This window comes from Roseivivax sediminis (assembly GCF_900112685.1).
GTDB lineage: Bacteria > Pseudomonadota > Alphaproteobacteria > Rhodobacterales > Rhodobacteraceae > Roseivivax > Roseivivax sediminis.
Genome location: NZ_FOMS01000001.1, coordinates 475,514 through 490,411, shown reverse-complemented (window position 1 = coordinate 490,411; position 14,898 = coordinate 475,514). Strand labels below are relative to the sequence as shown.

Annotated in this window: 15 protein-coding genes; 14 read left to right on the top strand and 1 reads right to left on the bottom strand. The window is 68.8% G+C overall.

The genetic code is table 11. The features are described 5' to 3' along the window. Positions 1-213 precede the first annotated feature (213 nt). From F3H57_RS02455 to nagA, 11 genes are all read left to right on the top strand, one after another. Complete coding sequence (locus tag F3H57_RS02455; protein ID WP_149754270.1) at positions 214-2,436, top strand: NADP-dependent isocitrate dehydrogenase; 2,223 nt, start codon at positions 214-216, stop codon at positions 2,434-2,436. A 368-nt stretch (positions 2,437-2,804) separates the two neighbouring features. Beyond that, positions 2,805-3,188: a 4-carboxymuconolactone decarboxylase gene (pcaC, locus tag F3H57_RS02450; protein WP_394349810.1), complete on the top strand. Its 384-nt coding sequence runs from the start codon at positions 2,805-2,807 to the stop codon at positions 3,186-3,188. Next, complete coding sequence (pcaH, locus tag F3H57_RS02445; protein WP_149754268.1) at positions 3,181-3,906, top strand: protocatechuate 3,4-dioxygenase subunit beta; 726 nt, start codon at positions 3,181-3,183, stop codon at positions 3,904-3,906. Before pcaC ends, pcaH begins: the two co-directional genes overlap by 8 nt. 25 nt (positions 3,907-3,931) lie before the next feature. Then, entirely contained in the window at positions 3,932-4,540 is a 609-nt protein-coding gene (pcaG, locus tag F3H57_RS02440) for a protocatechuate 3,4-dioxygenase subunit alpha (protein WP_149754267.1), read from the top strand. Beyond that, positions 4,533-5,375, top strand: a complete 843-nt coding sequence (locus F3H57_RS02435) for a BKACE family enzyme (RefSeq protein WP_149754266.1) — start codon at positions 4,533-4,535, stop codon at positions 5,373-5,375. Before pcaG ends, F3H57_RS02435 begins: the two co-directional genes overlap by 8 nt. A gap of 354 nt (positions 5,376-5,729) precedes the next feature. Then, on the top strand, positions 5,730-6,629 hold the full coding sequence (locus F3H57_RS02430; RefSeq protein WP_149754265.1) for a metal ABC transporter substrate-binding protein: 900 nt from the start codon (positions 5,730-5,732) through the stop codon (positions 6,627-6,629). Further along, positions 6,626-7,504 carry a manganese/iron ABC transporter ATP-binding protein gene (locus F3H57_RS02425; RefSeq protein ID WP_149754264.1) on the top strand — a complete coding sequence of 293 codons (879 nt, stop codon included), beginning with the start codon at positions 6,626-6,628 and terminating at the stop codon, positions 7,502-7,504. The genes F3H57_RS02430 and F3H57_RS02425 overlap by 4 nt, the downstream gene beginning before the upstream one ends. 52 nt (positions 7,505-7,556) lie before the next feature. Further along, positions 7,557-8,426 (top strand): metal ABC transporter permease, encoded by an 870-nt coding sequence (locus tag F3H57_RS02420; RefSeq protein ID WP_149754263.1) that lies wholly within the window; start codon positions 7,557-7,559, stop codon positions 8,424-8,426. Then, positions 8,423-9,256, top strand: coding sequence for a metal ABC transporter permease (locus F3H57_RS02415; protein ID WP_149754262.1), 834 nt, complete (start codon positions 8,423-8,425; stop codon positions 9,254-9,256). Before F3H57_RS02420 ends, F3H57_RS02415 begins: the two co-directional genes overlap by 4 nt. Before the next feature lie 50 nt (positions 9,257-9,306). Further along, positions 9,307-10,155 (top strand): BadF/BadG/BcrA/BcrD ATPase family protein, encoded by an 849-nt coding sequence (locus F3H57_RS02410; protein ID WP_149754261.1) that lies wholly within the window; start codon positions 9,307-9,309, stop codon positions 10,153-10,155. Then, positions 10,152-11,279 (top strand): N-acetylglucosamine-6-phosphate deacetylase, encoded by a 1,128-nt coding sequence (gene nagA, locus F3H57_RS02405; protein WP_149754260.1) that lies wholly within the window; start codon positions 10,152-10,154, stop codon positions 11,277-11,279. Before F3H57_RS02410 ends, nagA begins: the two co-directional genes overlap by 4 nt. Positions 11,280-11,285: 6 nt before the next feature. On the opposite strand, the gene irrA is transcribed toward nagA, so the two are convergent. Next, positions 11,286-11,705, bottom strand: a complete 420-nt coding sequence (gene irrA, locus F3H57_RS02400; protein ID WP_149754259.1) for an iron response transcriptional regulator IrrA — start codon at positions 11,703-11,705, stop codon at positions 11,286-11,288. Between the two features lie 181 nt (positions 11,706-11,886). Between irrA and fabA the strand changes: the two genes are divergently transcribed. Genes fabA through F3H57_RS02385 form a run of 3 tightly spaced genes read left to right on the top strand, consistent with a single transcriptional unit; the run spans position 11,887 to position 14,485 of the window. After that, positions 11,887-12,396: a bifunctional 3-hydroxydecanoyl-ACP dehydratase/trans-2-decenoyl-ACP isomerase gene (fabA, locus tag F3H57_RS02395; protein ID WP_149754258.1), complete on the top strand. Its 510-nt coding sequence runs from the start codon at positions 11,887-11,889 to the stop codon at positions 12,394-12,396. A 28-nt stretch (positions 12,397-12,424) separates the two neighbouring features. Then, the gene (gene fabB / locus F3H57_RS02390; protein WP_149754257.1) at positions 12,425-13,654 is read left to right on the top strand and encodes a beta-ketoacyl-ACP synthase I; all 1,230 of its coding nucleotides are present in this window, start codon (positions 12,425-12,427) and stop codon (positions 13,652-13,654) included. 42 nt (positions 13,655-13,696) lie between these two features. Then, a complete protein-coding gene (locus tag F3H57_RS02385; RefSeq protein WP_149754256.1) occupies positions 13,697-14,485 on the top strand; it encodes an enoyl-ACP reductase FabI in 789 nt (262 codons plus the stop codon). The last annotated feature ends 413 nt before the right edge of the window (positions 14,486-14,898 follow it).

Here is a 14,898-nt window from a genome sequence, read left to right as displayed (position 1 = left end):
CCCGTCGATCCGCCTCGTTCCGCCCGACCGCCACACGGCGGTCGGGCGTTCGCGCGTCCGGACACTCCACTTGCCGGCATTCGGCGACTATGTTGATCCTGAACTGCCACCGACGCGCCGATTTGCGCCCCGGTCCGCTGCCGCAGCAGGTCAGTGGACCTTCACGGTATACTAGGGTATACGACGCCGCGACAGGACAAGGACGAGACCGACATGGCCGATCAGCCCATTCCCGACATCATCTACACCAAGGTCGACGAGGCGCCGGAGCTTGCCTCCTTCTCGCTCCTGCCGATCGTCCGCAGCTTCACGGAGGCCGCGGGCGTCAGCGTGGGCCTCAGGGACATCTCGCTCGCCGGGCGGATCATCGCGGCCTTCCCCGAGCGCCTGACCGACGCGCAGAAGCAGGAGGACGATCTTGCCGCGCTCGGCCGCATCGTGAAGGAGCCGCGCGCCAACGTCATCAAGCTGCCGAACATCTCGGCCTCGGTGCCGCAGCTCGTCGCCGCGGTGCGCGAGCTGCAATCGCAGGGCTACGACATTCCCGACTATCCCGACGAGCCGTCGACGGACGAAGAGAAGGACGCACGCGCCCGCTACGACGCGATCAAGGGCTCGGCGGTGAACCCGGTCCTGCGCGAGGGCAATTCCGACCGCCGCGCCGCGACCGCGGTGAAGAAATACGCCATGGCCAACCCGCATTCGATGGGCTCCTGGTCGCCGGAGAGCCGCACCCGCGTGTCGTCCATGCCGGACGGCGACTTCTACTCCAACGAGGTCTCCGCGACGCTGAGCGATGCGCAGGCCGGCACCGCGAAGATCGTGCACGTCGCCGAGGACGGCACCGAGACGGTGCTGAAATCGGACGTGGCACTGCCCGCCGGCACGGTGGTCGACGCGACCTTCATGTCTGCGGCCAAGCTCGACGCCTTCCTCGCCGACGAGATCGAGAAGACGAAGGACGAGGGGATCCTGTTCTCTATCCACCTCAAGGCGACGATGATGAAGGTGTCGGACCCGATCATCTTCGGCCACGCGGTCAAGGAATTCCTCAAGCCGGTCTTCGAGAAGTACGGCGATGAACTCAAGGCCGCGGGTGCGAACCCCAATTCGGGCATCAAGGACCTGCTCGCGCGGCTGCCCGAGACCGGCAAGGAAGACGAGATCCGCGCCGAGATCGACCGCGTGATGAACGAGCGTCCGCCGATGTACATGGTCGACAGCGGCAAGGGCATCTCCAACCTGCACGTGCCCTCCGACGTGATCATCGACGCCTCGATCCCGGCGGTGATCCGCGCCGGCGGCAAGGGCTGGGGCCCGGACGACGCGCAGCACGACGTCAACTGCGTGATCCCCGACAACAGCTACGCGCCCGTCTATGACGAGACGATCAAGTACTTCAAGGAGACCGGCGCGCTCGATCCGACGACCTCCGGCACGGTGCAGAACATTGGCCTGATGGCCCAGAAGGCGCAGGAATACGGCTCCCACCCCACGACATTCGAGATCCCGGCCAAGGGCCGCGTGCGGCTGGTGCTCGCCAACGGCGACGTGCTGCACGAGCACGCGGTCGAGGCGGGCGACATCTGGCGGTCGGCCTCCGCCAAGAAGGCGCCGATCGAGGACTGGGTGAAGCTCGCCATCGCGCGGCAGAAGGCCGAGGGCTGCCAGGCGATCTTCTGGCTCGACGAGAACCGCGCGCATGACGCCCAGCTCATCAGCTTCGTCAAGCCGATCCTCGAAGAGCAGGGCGTCGCCGACAAGTTCGAGATCCTCGCCCCGCGCGAGGCGACCCGCAAGACGCTGGAGACGATCCGCAAGGGCGAGACCTCCATCGCCATCACCGGCAACGTGCTGCGCGACTACCTCACCGACCTCTTCCCGATCCTGGAGCTCGGCACCTCGGCCAAGATGTTGTCGATCGTCAAGCTGATGAACGGCGGCGGCCTGTTCGAGACGGGCGCGGGCGGCTCGGCGCCCAAGCACGTCCAGCAGCTGCAGGAGCAGAACCACCTGCGCTGGGACAGCCTGGGCGAGTTCTGTGCGCTCGGCGAGAGCCTGAAGTTCCTCGCCGACCAGCAGGGCAACGAGAAGGCGCGCGTCCTCGGCCGTGCGGTGGAGGTCGCCACGCAAGGCGTCCTCGACAACGACCGTTCGCCGTCGCGGAAGGTCGGCCAGCCGGACAACCGCGACAGCCATTTCTGGTTCGCGTATTACTGGGCGGACGCCCTGTCCAAGCAGACCGACGACGCCGATATCGCCAGCCATTTCACGCCGATCGCGGAGACGCTGCGCGTGAACGCCGACAAGATCACCCAGGAACTGGCCGAAGCGCAGGGCCAGCCGGCGGATCTCGGCGGCTATTACCACCCGGACGCGGACAAGACCGCTTCGGTGATGCGCCCCTCCGCGACGCTCAACAAGATCATCGGCTGAGCGGAGCGCCGGGAAAAGCCTCCCCCGCGCAGGGCTTCCTGCGCGGGCGGGAGCGAGGGGCCAGCCCCTCGCGCTCCCCGGAGTATTTCAAGCCCAAAGAAGCAGGGGCGCCGGGCCGTTGGGGGCGGCATGTGCGGGCCGACGAGGCGCGCAGGCCGCTGCCTGCGCGGCGCGGGCATGGGTGCCTCGGGGCCGCGTCATGCGGACCCCCTCTGCTGCGGCGCCACGGTCGCGAGGACGGCGGTGATTCGACGTCGGCGCGCGCGGCGGCCGGGCTCGCCGCCTGCGGGTGGTTTCCGTCCGGAATTTCGCAATTTCATTCGGGCGCCCGTTCTGTATTCATGGAAGGCGGATCGGAGGAGGGCGACGTGACGGCGCGGTACGATATCGGCATGAAGATGCGGCGGCAGGTTCTGGGCGACGCCCATGTGGACCGCGCCGAAGCGGCCAAGACCGCCTTCGACGAGCCCTTCCAGGAGATGATCACCGAAGCCGCCTGGGGCACGGTCTGGGCCTCGGACGGGATCGCGCCGCGCGAACGTTCGATGCTGACGCTGGCGCTTCTGGCCGCCACCGGCAATTTCGAGGAGATCCCGATGCATGTGCGGGCCACCGCGCGCACCGGCGCCTCCAAGCGCGACGTGCTCGAGGCGTTCCAGCACGTTGCGATCTATGCGGGCGTGCCGCGCGCCAATCACGCGCTGAAGCTGGCCAAGGCGACCTATGCCGAGATGGAGGCGGGCGATGAGTGACGGCCCGCTCTTTTCCCGTGAACGCACGTGGCATCCGCCGGCCTTCACGCCGGGCTACAAGACGTCGGTCACGCGGGCGCCCTCGCGGGCGCTGGTCTCCTTCCCGCCGACTCTCTCGGAAGAGACCGGGCCGGTCTTCGACCACGATGTCCTCGGTCCGCTCGATAACGATCTTCTGCACAACTTCGCCGCCCCGGGCGAAAGCGCGATCGGCCAGCGCATCATCGTCCATGGCCGCGTGCTGGACGAGACCGGCCGTGGCGTGCCGAACGCGCTGGTGGAGTTCTGGCAGGCCAATGCCGGCGGGCGCTACCGGCACAAGAAGGAGGGCTACCTCGCCCCGCTCGATCCCAATTTCGGCGGCTGCGGGCGGACGATCACTTCCGAGGACGGCAGCTACCATTTCCGCACCGTCAAGCCCGGCCCCTATCCCTGGCCGAACGGCGGCAACGACTGGCGGCCGGCGCATATCCACTTCTCGGTCTTCGGGGCGAGTTTCGCTCAGCGACTCATCACCCAGATGTATTTCGAGGGCGACCCGCTGATCTGGCGCTGTCCGATCGTGGCGACGATCCCCTCGCGCGAGGCGGTGGAGCAGCTGATCGCGCCGCTCGACATGAACGCGACGATCCCGATGGATTCGCGCGCCTACAAGTTCGACATCGTGCTGCGCGGGCGCCGCGCCACGCTGTTCGAGAACCGCCCGGAAGGGACCTGAGCCCGAGCGCCGGAGAAGACGAAAGATGCAGACACTTCCCTACCTCAAGGAAACCGCCAGCCAGACCGCCGGACCCTATGTGCATATCGGCTGCGTGCCGAATGTCTGCGGCATCACGGGCGTCTATCCCGACGATCTCGGGCAGGTGATGCGCACGGATCAGGCGAAGGGACCCCACATCACCGTCACCGGTTGCGTCTGGGACGGCACCGGCACGCCCCTGCGCGACGCCATGATCGAAGTGTGGCAGGCCGACGCGAACGGTGTGTACCCCGGCAACGATCCGCGCGGACCCGCCGATCCGGGTGTCAGCGGGTTCGGGCGCTTCGCCGGCGATCCCGAGACCGGCGAATGGACCTTCGACACCGTGAAGCCGGGCCGGGTGCCGATGCCCGACGGGGGCCTTCAGGCGCCGCACGTGACGGTCTGGATCGTCGCGCGGGGCATCAATATCGGCCTGCACACCCGCATGTATTTCGCCGACGAGGAGGAGGCGAACGCCGAGGATCCGATCCTCGCGCGGATCGAGCACAAGAACCGCATCCCGACGCTGATGGCGGTGCCGCAGGACGGCGGCTATCGCTTCGATATCCGCCTTCAGGGCGACAACGAAACGGTGTTCTTCGATGTCTGACGTGTCCGGCAAACCCTGCATCCTCTGCGTGGCGATCACCGGATCGCTCCCGACCAAGGACAACAACCCGGCGGTGCCGATCACCGTCGCGGAACAGGTCGAATCCACGCACGAAGCCTACGAGGCCGGCGCCGCCATCGCCCACTGCCACGTGCGCAACGACGATCAGACGCCGTCCTCGGACCCCGAGAAGTTTGCCCGCCTGAAGGAGGGCATCGAAAAACACTGCCCGGGCATGATCGTGCAGTTCTCCACCGGGGGGCGCTCCGGCGCCGGCAAGGCGCGCGGCGGGATGCTGCCGCTGCGCCCCGACATGGCCTCTCTCTCCGTCGGATCGAACAACTTTCCCACCCGCGTCTACGAGAATCCGCCGGACCTCGTCGACTGGCTCGCCGGCGAAATGCACACCTACGAGGTCACGCCCGAGATCGAGGCCTTCGACCTCAGCCACATCCTGCAGGCCATCGCGATGCACGACGCCGGCAAGCTGCCCGGCAAGCTCTACGTGCAGTTCGTGATGGGCGTGAAGAACGCGATGCCGGCCGACCGCACCGTCTTCGATTTCTACGTCGAGACGATGAGGGTGCGCGCGCCCGACGCGCTCTGGTGCGCTGCGGGGATCGGCGCGAACCAGGTGGTGGTGAACGAATGGGCCATCGCGGCGGGCGGGCATACCCGCGCGGGGCTCGAGGACAACGTGCGCCTCGACCGCGATACGCTCGCGCCCTCGAACGCGGCGCTGATCGCGCGCGCCGCCGCGCTCTGCGCCAGGTACGAACGGCCCGTCGCCACCCCGGCCGAGGCGCGCGATCTTCTGGGGCTGCGCCCGGCCTGAGCGCCTGCGAGCCCCGCGGGGCGCACCCCTCCGACGACGCCGCACCCGGCTTGCCACCGCTTCCCCTGGTTTCATCTGCCCGTAAATATCCCGGGGGTGTGGGGGCAGAGCCCCCACGCGCGCGCCGTGCACCCGGGCAGCACGGCGCTCTTCACGCGACACGTCCATCCGGCCTCGCTCCACCAGCCTGCCGCCGATACGGGCGCCGCCCCTTCCATCACGAAAAATTCGCACGCGCGCTCTTGAATTTCGCGCCGGACGCGCTCATTCCTGCCCCAGTTGCGAATCGTTCGCAACTGGGGCCCGATGCCGAGGTCACCCGCTTCGACCGGCCCGCACCCGAAGGAGACCCGCATGTCCCGCCCGTTGATCCTCTCGCTCTGTCTTGGCCTCGCCGCCGGCGGCGCGCAGGCCCAGGACGACCCGCTCAAGGTCGTCACCACCTTCACGGTGATCGCCGACATGGCGCGGAATGTCGCCGGGGACGCGGCGGAGGTCGTGTCCGTCACCAAGCCGGGGGCGGAGATCCACGGCTACGAGCCGACGCCGCAGGATATCGTCGGCGCGCAGGGCGCCGATCTCATCCTGTGGAACGGGCTCAACCTGGAACTCTGGTTCGAACAGTTCCTCGCCAATCTCGGCGATGTGCCGTCGGTCACGATCTCCGAGGGGATCGACCCGATCCCGATCGCCGCGGGCGCCTACGAGGGCCAGTCGAACCCCCACGCCTGGATGGGTCTCGAAAGCGCGCTGACCTACGTGGACAATATCGCCGCCGCGCTCTCCGAGGCCGACCCCGGGAACGCCGAGACCTATGCCGCCAATGCCGAGGCCTACAAGGACGAGATCCGCGGCACGCTGGAACCCCTGCGCGCCCGGATCGAGGAGATCCCCGAAGGCCAGCGCTGGCTTGTCACCTGCGAAGGCGCGTTCTCCTACTTCGCGCGCGATTTCGGCCTGAAGGAGCTGTACCTCTGGCCGATGAACGCCGATCAGGTGGGCACGCCGCGGCAGGTCCGCGCGGTGATCGACGGCGTACGCGACAATGAGGTGCCGGCGGTCTTCTGCGAAAGCACCGTGAACACCGCGCCCGCCAAGCAGGTCGCGCGCGAGACCGGCGCGCGCTACGGGGGCGAGCTCTACGTCGATTCGCTGACGGCCGAGAACGGGCCGGTGCCGACCTACCTCGACCTTCTGCGCGAGACCGCGACGACCGTTGCCGACGGGCTCGCCCCCGAAACGGACGGCTCATGAAGGACGCCGCCGCCGACAGCGCGGACGGCATCGTCGCCGAGGACGTCGCGGTCACCTATCGCAACGGCCACAATGCGCTGATAGACACGACCTTCGCCATCCCCCGCGGCACGATCACCGCGCTCGTCGGGGTGAACGGCGCGGGCAAGTCGACGCTCTTCAAGGCGGTCATGGGCTTCGTGCCGCTCGCCCGCGGGTCGATCACGCTTCTCGGCCGCAGCGTTCGCGACGCGCTGCGCGCCAACCTCGTCGCCTACGTGCCGCAGGCCGAGGAGGTCGACTGGGCCTTTCCCGTCCTCGTGGAGGACGTGGTGATGATGGGCCGCTACGGCCATATGGGCTTCCTGCGCCGCGCGAAACAGCCAGACCGAGACGCCGTCGACGCCGCGCTCGCCCGGGTGAACATGACCGAGTTCCGCCATCGCCAGATCGGGGAGCTTTCGGGCGGCCAGCGCAAGCGCGTCTTCCTCGCCCGCGCGCTTGCGCAGGAGGGGCAGGTGATCCTTCTGGACGAGCCTTTCACCGGCGTCGACGTGACCACGGAAGAGCAGATCATCGCGCTTCTGCGCGACTTGCGCGACGAGGGGCGGGTGATGCTGGTCTCGACCCACAACCTCGGTTCGGTGCCGGAATTCTGCGACCGCACCGTGCTGGTCAAGGGCACCGTCCTCGCCCACGGCCCGACCGAGGAGGTGTTCACCAAGTCCAACCTCGAACGCGCCTTCGGCGGTGTCCTGCGCCAGTTCACGCTCGGCGGCGCCGACCTGCACGACGATCACGACGACGACGACCGCGCGGTGTCGATCTTCACCGATGACGAACGCCCGCTGGTTCATTACGGCGACCGCGCACGTACCACCGGGGACGGGACATGAGCCATAGCGAAGACGCCCGCACAGGGCGGATGAGCGGGCCGGGAGCCGCCCCATGATCCTGCTCGAACCCTTCCAATACGGCTACATGACCAACGCGATGTGGGTCTCCGCCCTCGTCGGGGCCGTCTGCGCGTTCCTCTCGGCCTATCTCATGCTCAAGGGCTGGAGCCTCATCGGCGACGCGCTCTCGCATTCCGTGGTCCCGGGGGTCGCCGGCGCCTACATGCTGGGCTTGCCCTTCGCGCTCGGCGCCTTCATCGCCGGCGGGCTCGCCGCCGGTACGATGCTGTTCCTGTCCGAGCGCTCGGGCCTCAAGATCGACGTCATCATCGGGCTCATCTTCACCGCCTTCTTCGGGCTCGGCCTGTTCATGGTCTCGCTCAACCCGATGGCGGTCAGCGTGCAGACCATCACCATGGGCAACATCCTCGCCATCTCTCCAGGCGACACGGTCCAGCTCGTCCTCATCGGCGTCGTGTCGCTTGTCGTGCTTCTGGCGAAGTGGAAGGACCTCCTCGCGGTCTTCTTCGACGAGACACACGCGCGCTCCATCGGGCTCGATCCCGGGCGCCTGCGCCTGATGTTCTTCACGCTCCTGTCGCTCGCCGTGGTCGCGGCGATGCAGACCGTCGGCGCCTTCCTCGTGATCGCCATGGTCGTCACGCCCGGCGCCACCGCCTACCTGCTCTGCGACCGCTTCCCGCGGCTCCTCGTGACCTCTGTCGCGATCGGCGCGGGGACGAGCTTCGCCGGCGCCTATGCGAGCTACTTCCTCGACGGAGCCACGGGCGGCGTCATCGTCTGCCTGCAGACCGTCCTGTTCCTGCTCGCCTTCGTCTTCGCGCCCAAGCACGGCCTTCTCGCCGCCCGCGCCCGCAGCGCCGCGGTGCTGGAACGACCACCCGAGGCGCCCGCCGAATGACCGACCTCCTTCTGCCCTTCACCTTCCCGTTCATGCAGAACGCCTTCCTGATCGGGCTGATCGTCGCGGTGCCGACGGCGCTGCTGTCCTGTTTCCTCGTGCTCAAGGGCTGGGCGCTGATGGGTGACGCGGTCAGCCATGCGATCCTGCCGGGCGTGGTCATCGCCTGGCTCACCGGCCTGCCCCTGATCCTCGGCGCCTTTGCCGCCGGGATGAGTTGCGCGCTGCTGACCGGTTACCTCGCGGAAAACTCCCGCGTGAAGCGCGACACCGTCATGGGCGTCGTGTTCTCGGGCATGTTCGGTCTCGGCATTGTGCTTTACACGCAGGTGAACACCAACCAGCATCTCGACCACATCCTCTTCGGCAACATGCTGGGGGTGGGGGCGCAGGATCTCTGGACCGCCGGGGCGATCGCGCTGCCGGTTTCGGCGATCCTCCTGCTGAAATGGCGCGATTTCCTCCTGCACGCCTTCGACCCGGCGCAGGCGCGCGCCTCGGGCCTGCGCGTCGGGCTTTTGCACTACACGCTTCTGGCGATCCTGTCGCTGACGGTGGTCGCGACGCTCAGCGCGACGGGGCTGATCCTCGCCGTGGCGCTCCTGATCGCGCCGGGGGCCATCGCCTTTCTGGTGGTGCGCCGCTTCGGCGCGATGCTGGCTGTGGCGGTCGCGGTCTGTGCCGTTTCGATGACCGCCGGCAGCTACGCGAGCTTCTGGCTCGACAGCGCGCCAGCGCCGACAGTGGTGCTGATCCTGACCGCGCTCTTCGTTCTCGCCTTCGTGCGGCGCGTGCGGCAGACAAGGGCCGCAACCGCCTCCACAGCTTGACACCGCGCCCCGCCGATGCAGGCGTGGCAGAGGGCAACGAGGGATCGGCAATGGCGGCACATTTCCTGGCGGTCGACGGCGGCGGCAGCGGCAGCCGCTTCCTGCTGGTCGCCGCGGACGGCACCCACCGGATCGAGCGCGGCGCCGCCAACGTCTTTTCCGATTTCGACGGCAGCGTCGCGGTCCTGACGGACGGCCTGTCGGCGCTGGAGGCCACCTCCGGCGTCTCGCTGATCCGGGTTCCCGCCTGCCTCGCCCTTGCCGGCGCGATTGACGAGGCGACCTGCGCCCGCGTCGCCGCCGCCCTGCTGCTCTCGCGCGTGGTCGTGGAGGAAGATTGGCGCGCGGCCCTCGACGGCGCCCTCGACGGCGCGGACGGTACACTCGCCGGAATCGGCACCGGCTCCTTCCTTGCGCGGCGGCAGGGGGCGGAGGCATGGGCCATTGGCGGGCATGGCGCGGTGCTCGGGGACGAGGCTTCGGGCGCCTGGATCGGCCGGCAGCTTCTGTCCCGCACGCTGCACGCGGCCGAGGGGCTCGTCCCCGGCTCCCCGCTCGCCGATGCGACACTGGCGGAGTTCGGCGGCATCCCCGGCATCGTCGCCTTCGCCCGCACCGCGACGGCGGAGGCGTTCGCCGCGCTCGCCCCGCGCGTGGCCGCGGCCGGAGGCGACCCGCTCGGCCACGCCATCCTCACCGACGGCGCGGCCTACCTGCACCGCGCCGCCGCGGCCCTCGGCTGGCAGCCGGGGGAGCCCTTCTGCCTGTCCGGCGGGTTGGCCGGGACCTACGCGCCGCGCCTCGCCGCCCCGCTCGCCGAGGCGCGTGTGGCGCCGAAGGGCGGCGCGCTCGACGGTGCGCTCGCCCGTGCGCGGCGGCTCGCGGAGACCGGCGCATGAGCCTGCATGCCCTCACCGCCCCCGTCGTGTTCGACGGCACGCGGCTCTTGGCCGATCACGCCGTTATCCTGGATGGCGGCCATATCGCCGCGCTCACGCCCGAGGCGGTCTTGCCGGCGGAGATGCCGCGCACGCCGCTCGATGGCCTCCTCGCTCCGGGTTTCGTCGATCTTCAGGTGAACGGCGGCGGCGGGCTCATGCTGAACGAGGCGCCGACGCCCGAGACGATGGCACGGATCGCCCGTGCCCATGCGGGTCTCGGCACCACCACGCTGCTGCCGACGCTGATCACCGATACCGCCGGGCAGACCGGGGCGGCGATCGCGGCGGCCGTGGACGCCGCGGGCCATGTGCCCGGCATCGGCGGGCTGCACCTCGAGGGGCCGCATCTCGATCCGCGCCGCGCCGGCGCGCACGATCCGGCGCTGATCCGGCCCATGACCGACGCCGATCTCGCGCAGCTTAGTGACGCCGCGCGCCGGTTGCCGACGCTGTTGATCACCCTCGCGCCCGAGGCGGCGAGCGCGGGGCAGATCGCCGCGCTGCGCAAGGCGGGCGCAATCGTCTCGCTGGGCCACACGGGCACCTGCTACGACACCGCGCGGGGGGCCGAGGCCGCCGGGGCGACGATGGTCACGCATCTCTTCAACGCGATGAGCCCGCTCGGCCATAGGGCGCCGGGCCTGGTCGGCGCGGCGCTGGACGGCCAGTCCTGGGCCGGGATCATCGCCGATGGCGTTCACGTTCACCCGGCTGCCCTGCGCCTCGCGTGCCGGGCCAAGCCCGACCGGCTTTTCCTCGTCACCGACGCCATGGCCCCGGCGGGAACCGACCTCGACAGTTTCACCCTGAACGGGCGGGAGATACGACGGACCGATGGGCGGCTCACGCTGGCAGACGGCACGCTGGCCGGCGCCGATCTCGACCTGCCGCGCGCGCTGCGGCTGGTGCGCGCGCTCGGTCTTTCGCTGGAGGAGACGCTGGCGATGGCGACCTCGCGGCCCGCCGACGCCATCGGGCGGCGCGATATCGGGCGCCTCGCCGCGGGGGCCGGCGCCGATCTCGTGCATCTGTCGGACGATCTGGACCTGCTGGGGACGTGGCAGCGCGGCGCGCCGGTCTAGCGGCGCTCAGCCCTTGCGGCGCAGCCGGATGACCACGTCGACGCTCGCGATCTCCGCGCCCTCGGGCGCGTCGGGAAGCTGCGCGATCTTGAGCTCGTGCGGCGGCGCATCGGTAAGGCGCCCGTCCTCTTCCCAGAAGAAATGCGGGTGATCGTGCGTCTTGGTGTCGAAATAGCTCTTGGAGCCGTCGACCGTTACTTCCTGCATCAGGCCCACGTCGCAGAAGGCCTTGAGCGTGTTGTAGACGGTGGCCAGCGACACCTTCTCGCCGGTTTCCTTGACCGCTGCGAAAAGGCTCTCGGCGGTCACGTGGCGGTCGTCACCGTCCCCCACGAGCAGCGCGGCCAGCGCCACGCGCTGCCGCGTCGGACGCAGCCCCGCCTGGCCCAGCCAGTTCGTTCCCCGGTCGATTGCTTCAGGCGTCATCACTCGCTCGCATGCCGCTTGATGGCTTTGAACCAGATATAGGGTGTCATACCCCATGTTTTCAATCGGATTCCGCCACGAGGCCACCCGCGCCGCGACCGATCACGCAGGCTTGCAAGCGGCGCGAGCGCGGTGATAGACGGACGCGGACGACTTGCCAGGAAGAGGGCGCCCCGCGCAGATGGCCGATTATCCGACCACGTTCGACAAGGACGACCTCCTGAAATGTGCGCGCGGGGAGCTGTTCGGCCCCGGCAACGCGCAGCTTCCCGAACCGCCGATGCTGATGATGGACCGCATCACCGACATCTCGGGCGAGGGCGGTCCGCACGGCAAGGGCCACGTCGTGGCCGAGTTCGACATCCACCCGGACCTGTGGTTCTTCCAGTGCCACTTTCCCGGCAACCCGATCATGCCGGGCTGCCTGGGGCTCGACGGGCTGTGGCAGCTTACGGGCTTCAACCTCGGCTGGCGCGGCTGGCAGGGGCGGGGCTACGCGCTTGGCGTGGGCGAGGTGAAGCTGACCGGCATGGTCCGGCCCGACCGCAAGATGCTGACCTATTACGTCGACTTCACCAAGGCCGTGCAGACCCGCCGCCTGACCATGGGGGTCGCCGACGGGCGTGTCGAAGCCGACGGTGAGACGATATATCAGGTCAAGGACATGAAGGTCGCTCTCTCCGAGAGCTGAGCACCGCATTCAATCGAGGGGAGGCGCCATGCGCCGCGTCGTCGTCACCGGACTGGGGATCGTGTCGTCCATCGGCAACAATGCCGAGGAAGTGCTTGCCGCGCTGAAAGCCGGCCGCTCCGGGATCACCGCCAACGAAGACATGAAGGAGCACGGCTTCCGCTCCCAGATCGCGGGGGACGTGAAGCTCGACCTGAAGGAGCATATCGAGAAGCGCACGCTGCGCTTCATGGGGCCGGGCGCCGCCTATGCCCATATCGCGATGACCCAGGCGATCGCCGATGCGGGCCTCGAGGAGAGCGACATCGTCAATCCGCGCACGGGTCTCGTGGCCGGATCGGGCGGGCCGTCCACCTCCGCGATGTTCGCGGCGCACCAGACGGTACTGAAAACGGGCGCGCCCAAGCGGATCGGGCCGACGGCAGTGCCCAAGTGCATGTCCTCGACGATCTCCGCGAACCTTTCGACCGCGTTCCGGATCAAGGGCATCAATTACTCGATCACCTCGGCCTGCTCGACCTCGCTGCACTGCATCGGCAACGCCGCCGAGCAGATCATGATGGGCAAGCAGGACGTGATGTTCGCCGGCGGCGGCGAGGAGCTCGACTGGACGCTGTCGTGCCTCTTTGACGCGATGGGCGCGATGTCCTCGAAATACAACGACACGCCCGAGAAAGCCTCGCGCGCCTTCGACGCGGACCGCGACGGCTTCGTCATCGGCGGCGGCGGCGGGATACTGGTGCTCGAGGAGCTCGAACATGCCAAGGCCCGCGGCGCGAAGATCTACGCCGAGGTCACCGGTTACGGCGCGACGTCGGACGGGCACGACATGGTCGCGCCATCCGGCGAGGGCGGCGAGCGCGCGATGCGCATCGCGCTCGAGACGCTGCCCGAGGGACGCAGCGTCGGCTACATCAACGCGCACGGCACTTCCACGCCGGTGGGCGACGTGGGCGAGATCGAGGCGGTCCGCCGCGTCTTCGGCGATGGCACCACGCCGCCGGTGTCCTCCACCAAGTCGATGACCGGGCACAGCCAGGGCGCGACCGGCGCGCAGGAGGCGGTCTATTGCCTTCTGATGCTGGAGCACGATTTCATCTGCCCCTCGATCAACGTCGACACGCTCGACCCCGCGCTTAAGCCCGAGGAGATCGCGACCGCGCGGGTGGACGCGGCCGGCCTCGACACGGTGATGACCAATTCCTTCGGCTTCGGCGGGACCAACGGGTCCATGCTGCTCAGCCGCTATTCCGAATAGCCGGCGCGCGGCGCCGCGGCATTACAGACGGACGACACGCATATGGTAGATCTCAAGGGCAAGCGCGGGCTGGTCATGGGCGTCGCGAACGAACGCTCTATCGCCTGGGGGATCGCGAAGGCGATGCACGAGGCGGGGGCGGAGCTTGCCTTCACCCACCAGGGCGAAGCCTTCGGCGCGCGCCTCGCGCCGCTGGCCCAAAGCGTCGGGTCGGAGCTTCTGTTCGACGTGGACGTCTGCGACGACGCCTCGCTCGACACGGCGTTCGAGCAGCTCGCCGCGCACTGGCCGACGATCGACTTCCTGGTTCATGCGATCGCCTTTTCGGACAAGTCCGAATTGCAGGGGCGGTTCAAGAACACCTCGCGGGCGAACTTCAAGCACTCGATGGAGATTTCCTGCTACTCGTTCATCGAGGTCGCGCGTCGCGCGCATCCGCTGATGGTCGACAATGGCGGCACGATCCTGACGCTGACCTACCAGGGGTCGAACAAGGTGGTGCCGAACTACAACGTGATGGGCGTCGCGAAGGCCGCGCTCGAATCGGCGACGCGCTATCTTGCCAACGACCTCGGCCCCGAGGGGATCCGCGTGAACGCGATCTCGCCCGGGCCGATGAAGACGCTCGCCGGGGCGGCAATCGGCGGCGCGCGGCGCAGCTACAAGCACACCGAGGCGAACGCGCCCCTGCGCTCCAACGCGACGCTGGAGGCGGTGGGCGGCACCGCGGTGTGGCTGGCCTCGGATGCCGGCGCCTTCACCACCGGCGAGGTGATCCATGTCGACGGCGGGTTCCACGTCCTCGGCATGCCGCAGTTCGACAACCTCTGAGAGCGTGTCGCGCGGCACGCGCTGCCGCCTGCTCTCGGCGTTTTGGCGGGACCGTTTGCCCACCAGAGAGGTTACGCTCTTGGATCGCCGCGCCGCGCCGGTTCGAGAGTCCCGCTCTTGCGCTTGTGCCGGAGCATGTCGGTGACGCGCACGCCGCTGACGCGGAGTTGCCTGGCCGCTGCGGTGTGGGTGTTTCTCACCCGACACGTGCCACGGGACGCGCGCGAAGCGCCTCGGAATGCCGTTCGCCCGTCGTGATCCCGACATCTGCCTCGACGGCCGGGATCGCGAGTGTCCCCAATCCGGTCAAGCACGAGACGCTCCGGCTTTCACGCTGGCAGTAAGCAGCATGGCGGGTGGTGAGGCATGTAGCGATGGGCCTGAAGCTCGCGATCGGTGCCGGGAAGGGACCG

Coding starts and splice junctions, on each gene's coding strand:
- F3H57_RS02455 (WP_149754270.1), top strand. CDS start 214: ATGGCCGATCAGCCCATTCCCGACATCATCTACACCAAGGTCGACGAG.
- pcaH (WP_149754268.1), top strand. CDS start 3,181: ATGAGTGACGGCCCGCTCTTTTCCCGTGAACGCACGTGGCATCCGCCG.
- pcaG (WP_149754267.1), top strand. CDS start 3,932: ATGCAGACACTTCCCTACCTCAAGGAAACCGCCAGCCAGACCGCCGGA.
- F3H57_RS02435 (WP_149754266.1), top strand. CDS start 4,533: ATGTCTGACGTGTCCGGCAAACCCTGCATCCTCTGCGTGGCGATCACC.
- F3H57_RS02430 (WP_149754265.1), top strand. CDS start 5,730: ATGTCCCGCCCGTTGATCCTCTCGCTCTGTCTTGGCCTCGCCGCCGGC.
- F3H57_RS02425 (WP_149754264.1), top strand. CDS start 6,626: ATGAAGGACGCCGCCGCCGACAGCGCGGACGGCATCGTCGCCGAGGAC.
- F3H57_RS02420 (WP_149754263.1), top strand. CDS start 7,557: ATGATCCTGCTCGAACCCTTCCAATACGGCTACATGACCAACGCGATG.
- F3H57_RS02415 (WP_149754262.1), top strand. CDS start 8,423: ATGACCGACCTCCTTCTGCCCTTCACCTTCCCGTTCATGCAGAACGCC.
- F3H57_RS02410 (WP_149754261.1), top strand. CDS start 9,307: ATGGCGGCACATTTCCTGGCGGTCGACGGCGGCGGCAGCGGCAGCCGC.
- nagA (WP_149754260.1), top strand. CDS start 10,152: ATGAGCCTGCATGCCCTCACCGCCCCCGTCGTGTTCGACGGCACGCGG.
- irrA (WP_149754259.1), bottom strand. CDS start 11,705: ATGACGCCTGAAGCAATCGACCGGGGAACGAACTGGCTGGGCCAGGCG.
- fabA (WP_149754258.1), top strand. CDS start 11,887: ATGGCCGATTATCCGACCACGTTCGACAAGGACGACCTCCTGAAATGT.
- fabB (WP_149754257.1), top strand. CDS start 12,425: ATGCGCCGCGTCGTCGTCACCGGACTGGGGATCGTGTCGTCCATCGGC.
- F3H57_RS02385 (WP_149754256.1), top strand. CDS start 13,697: ATGGTAGATCTCAAGGGCAAGCGCGGGCTGGTCATGGGCGTCGCGAAC.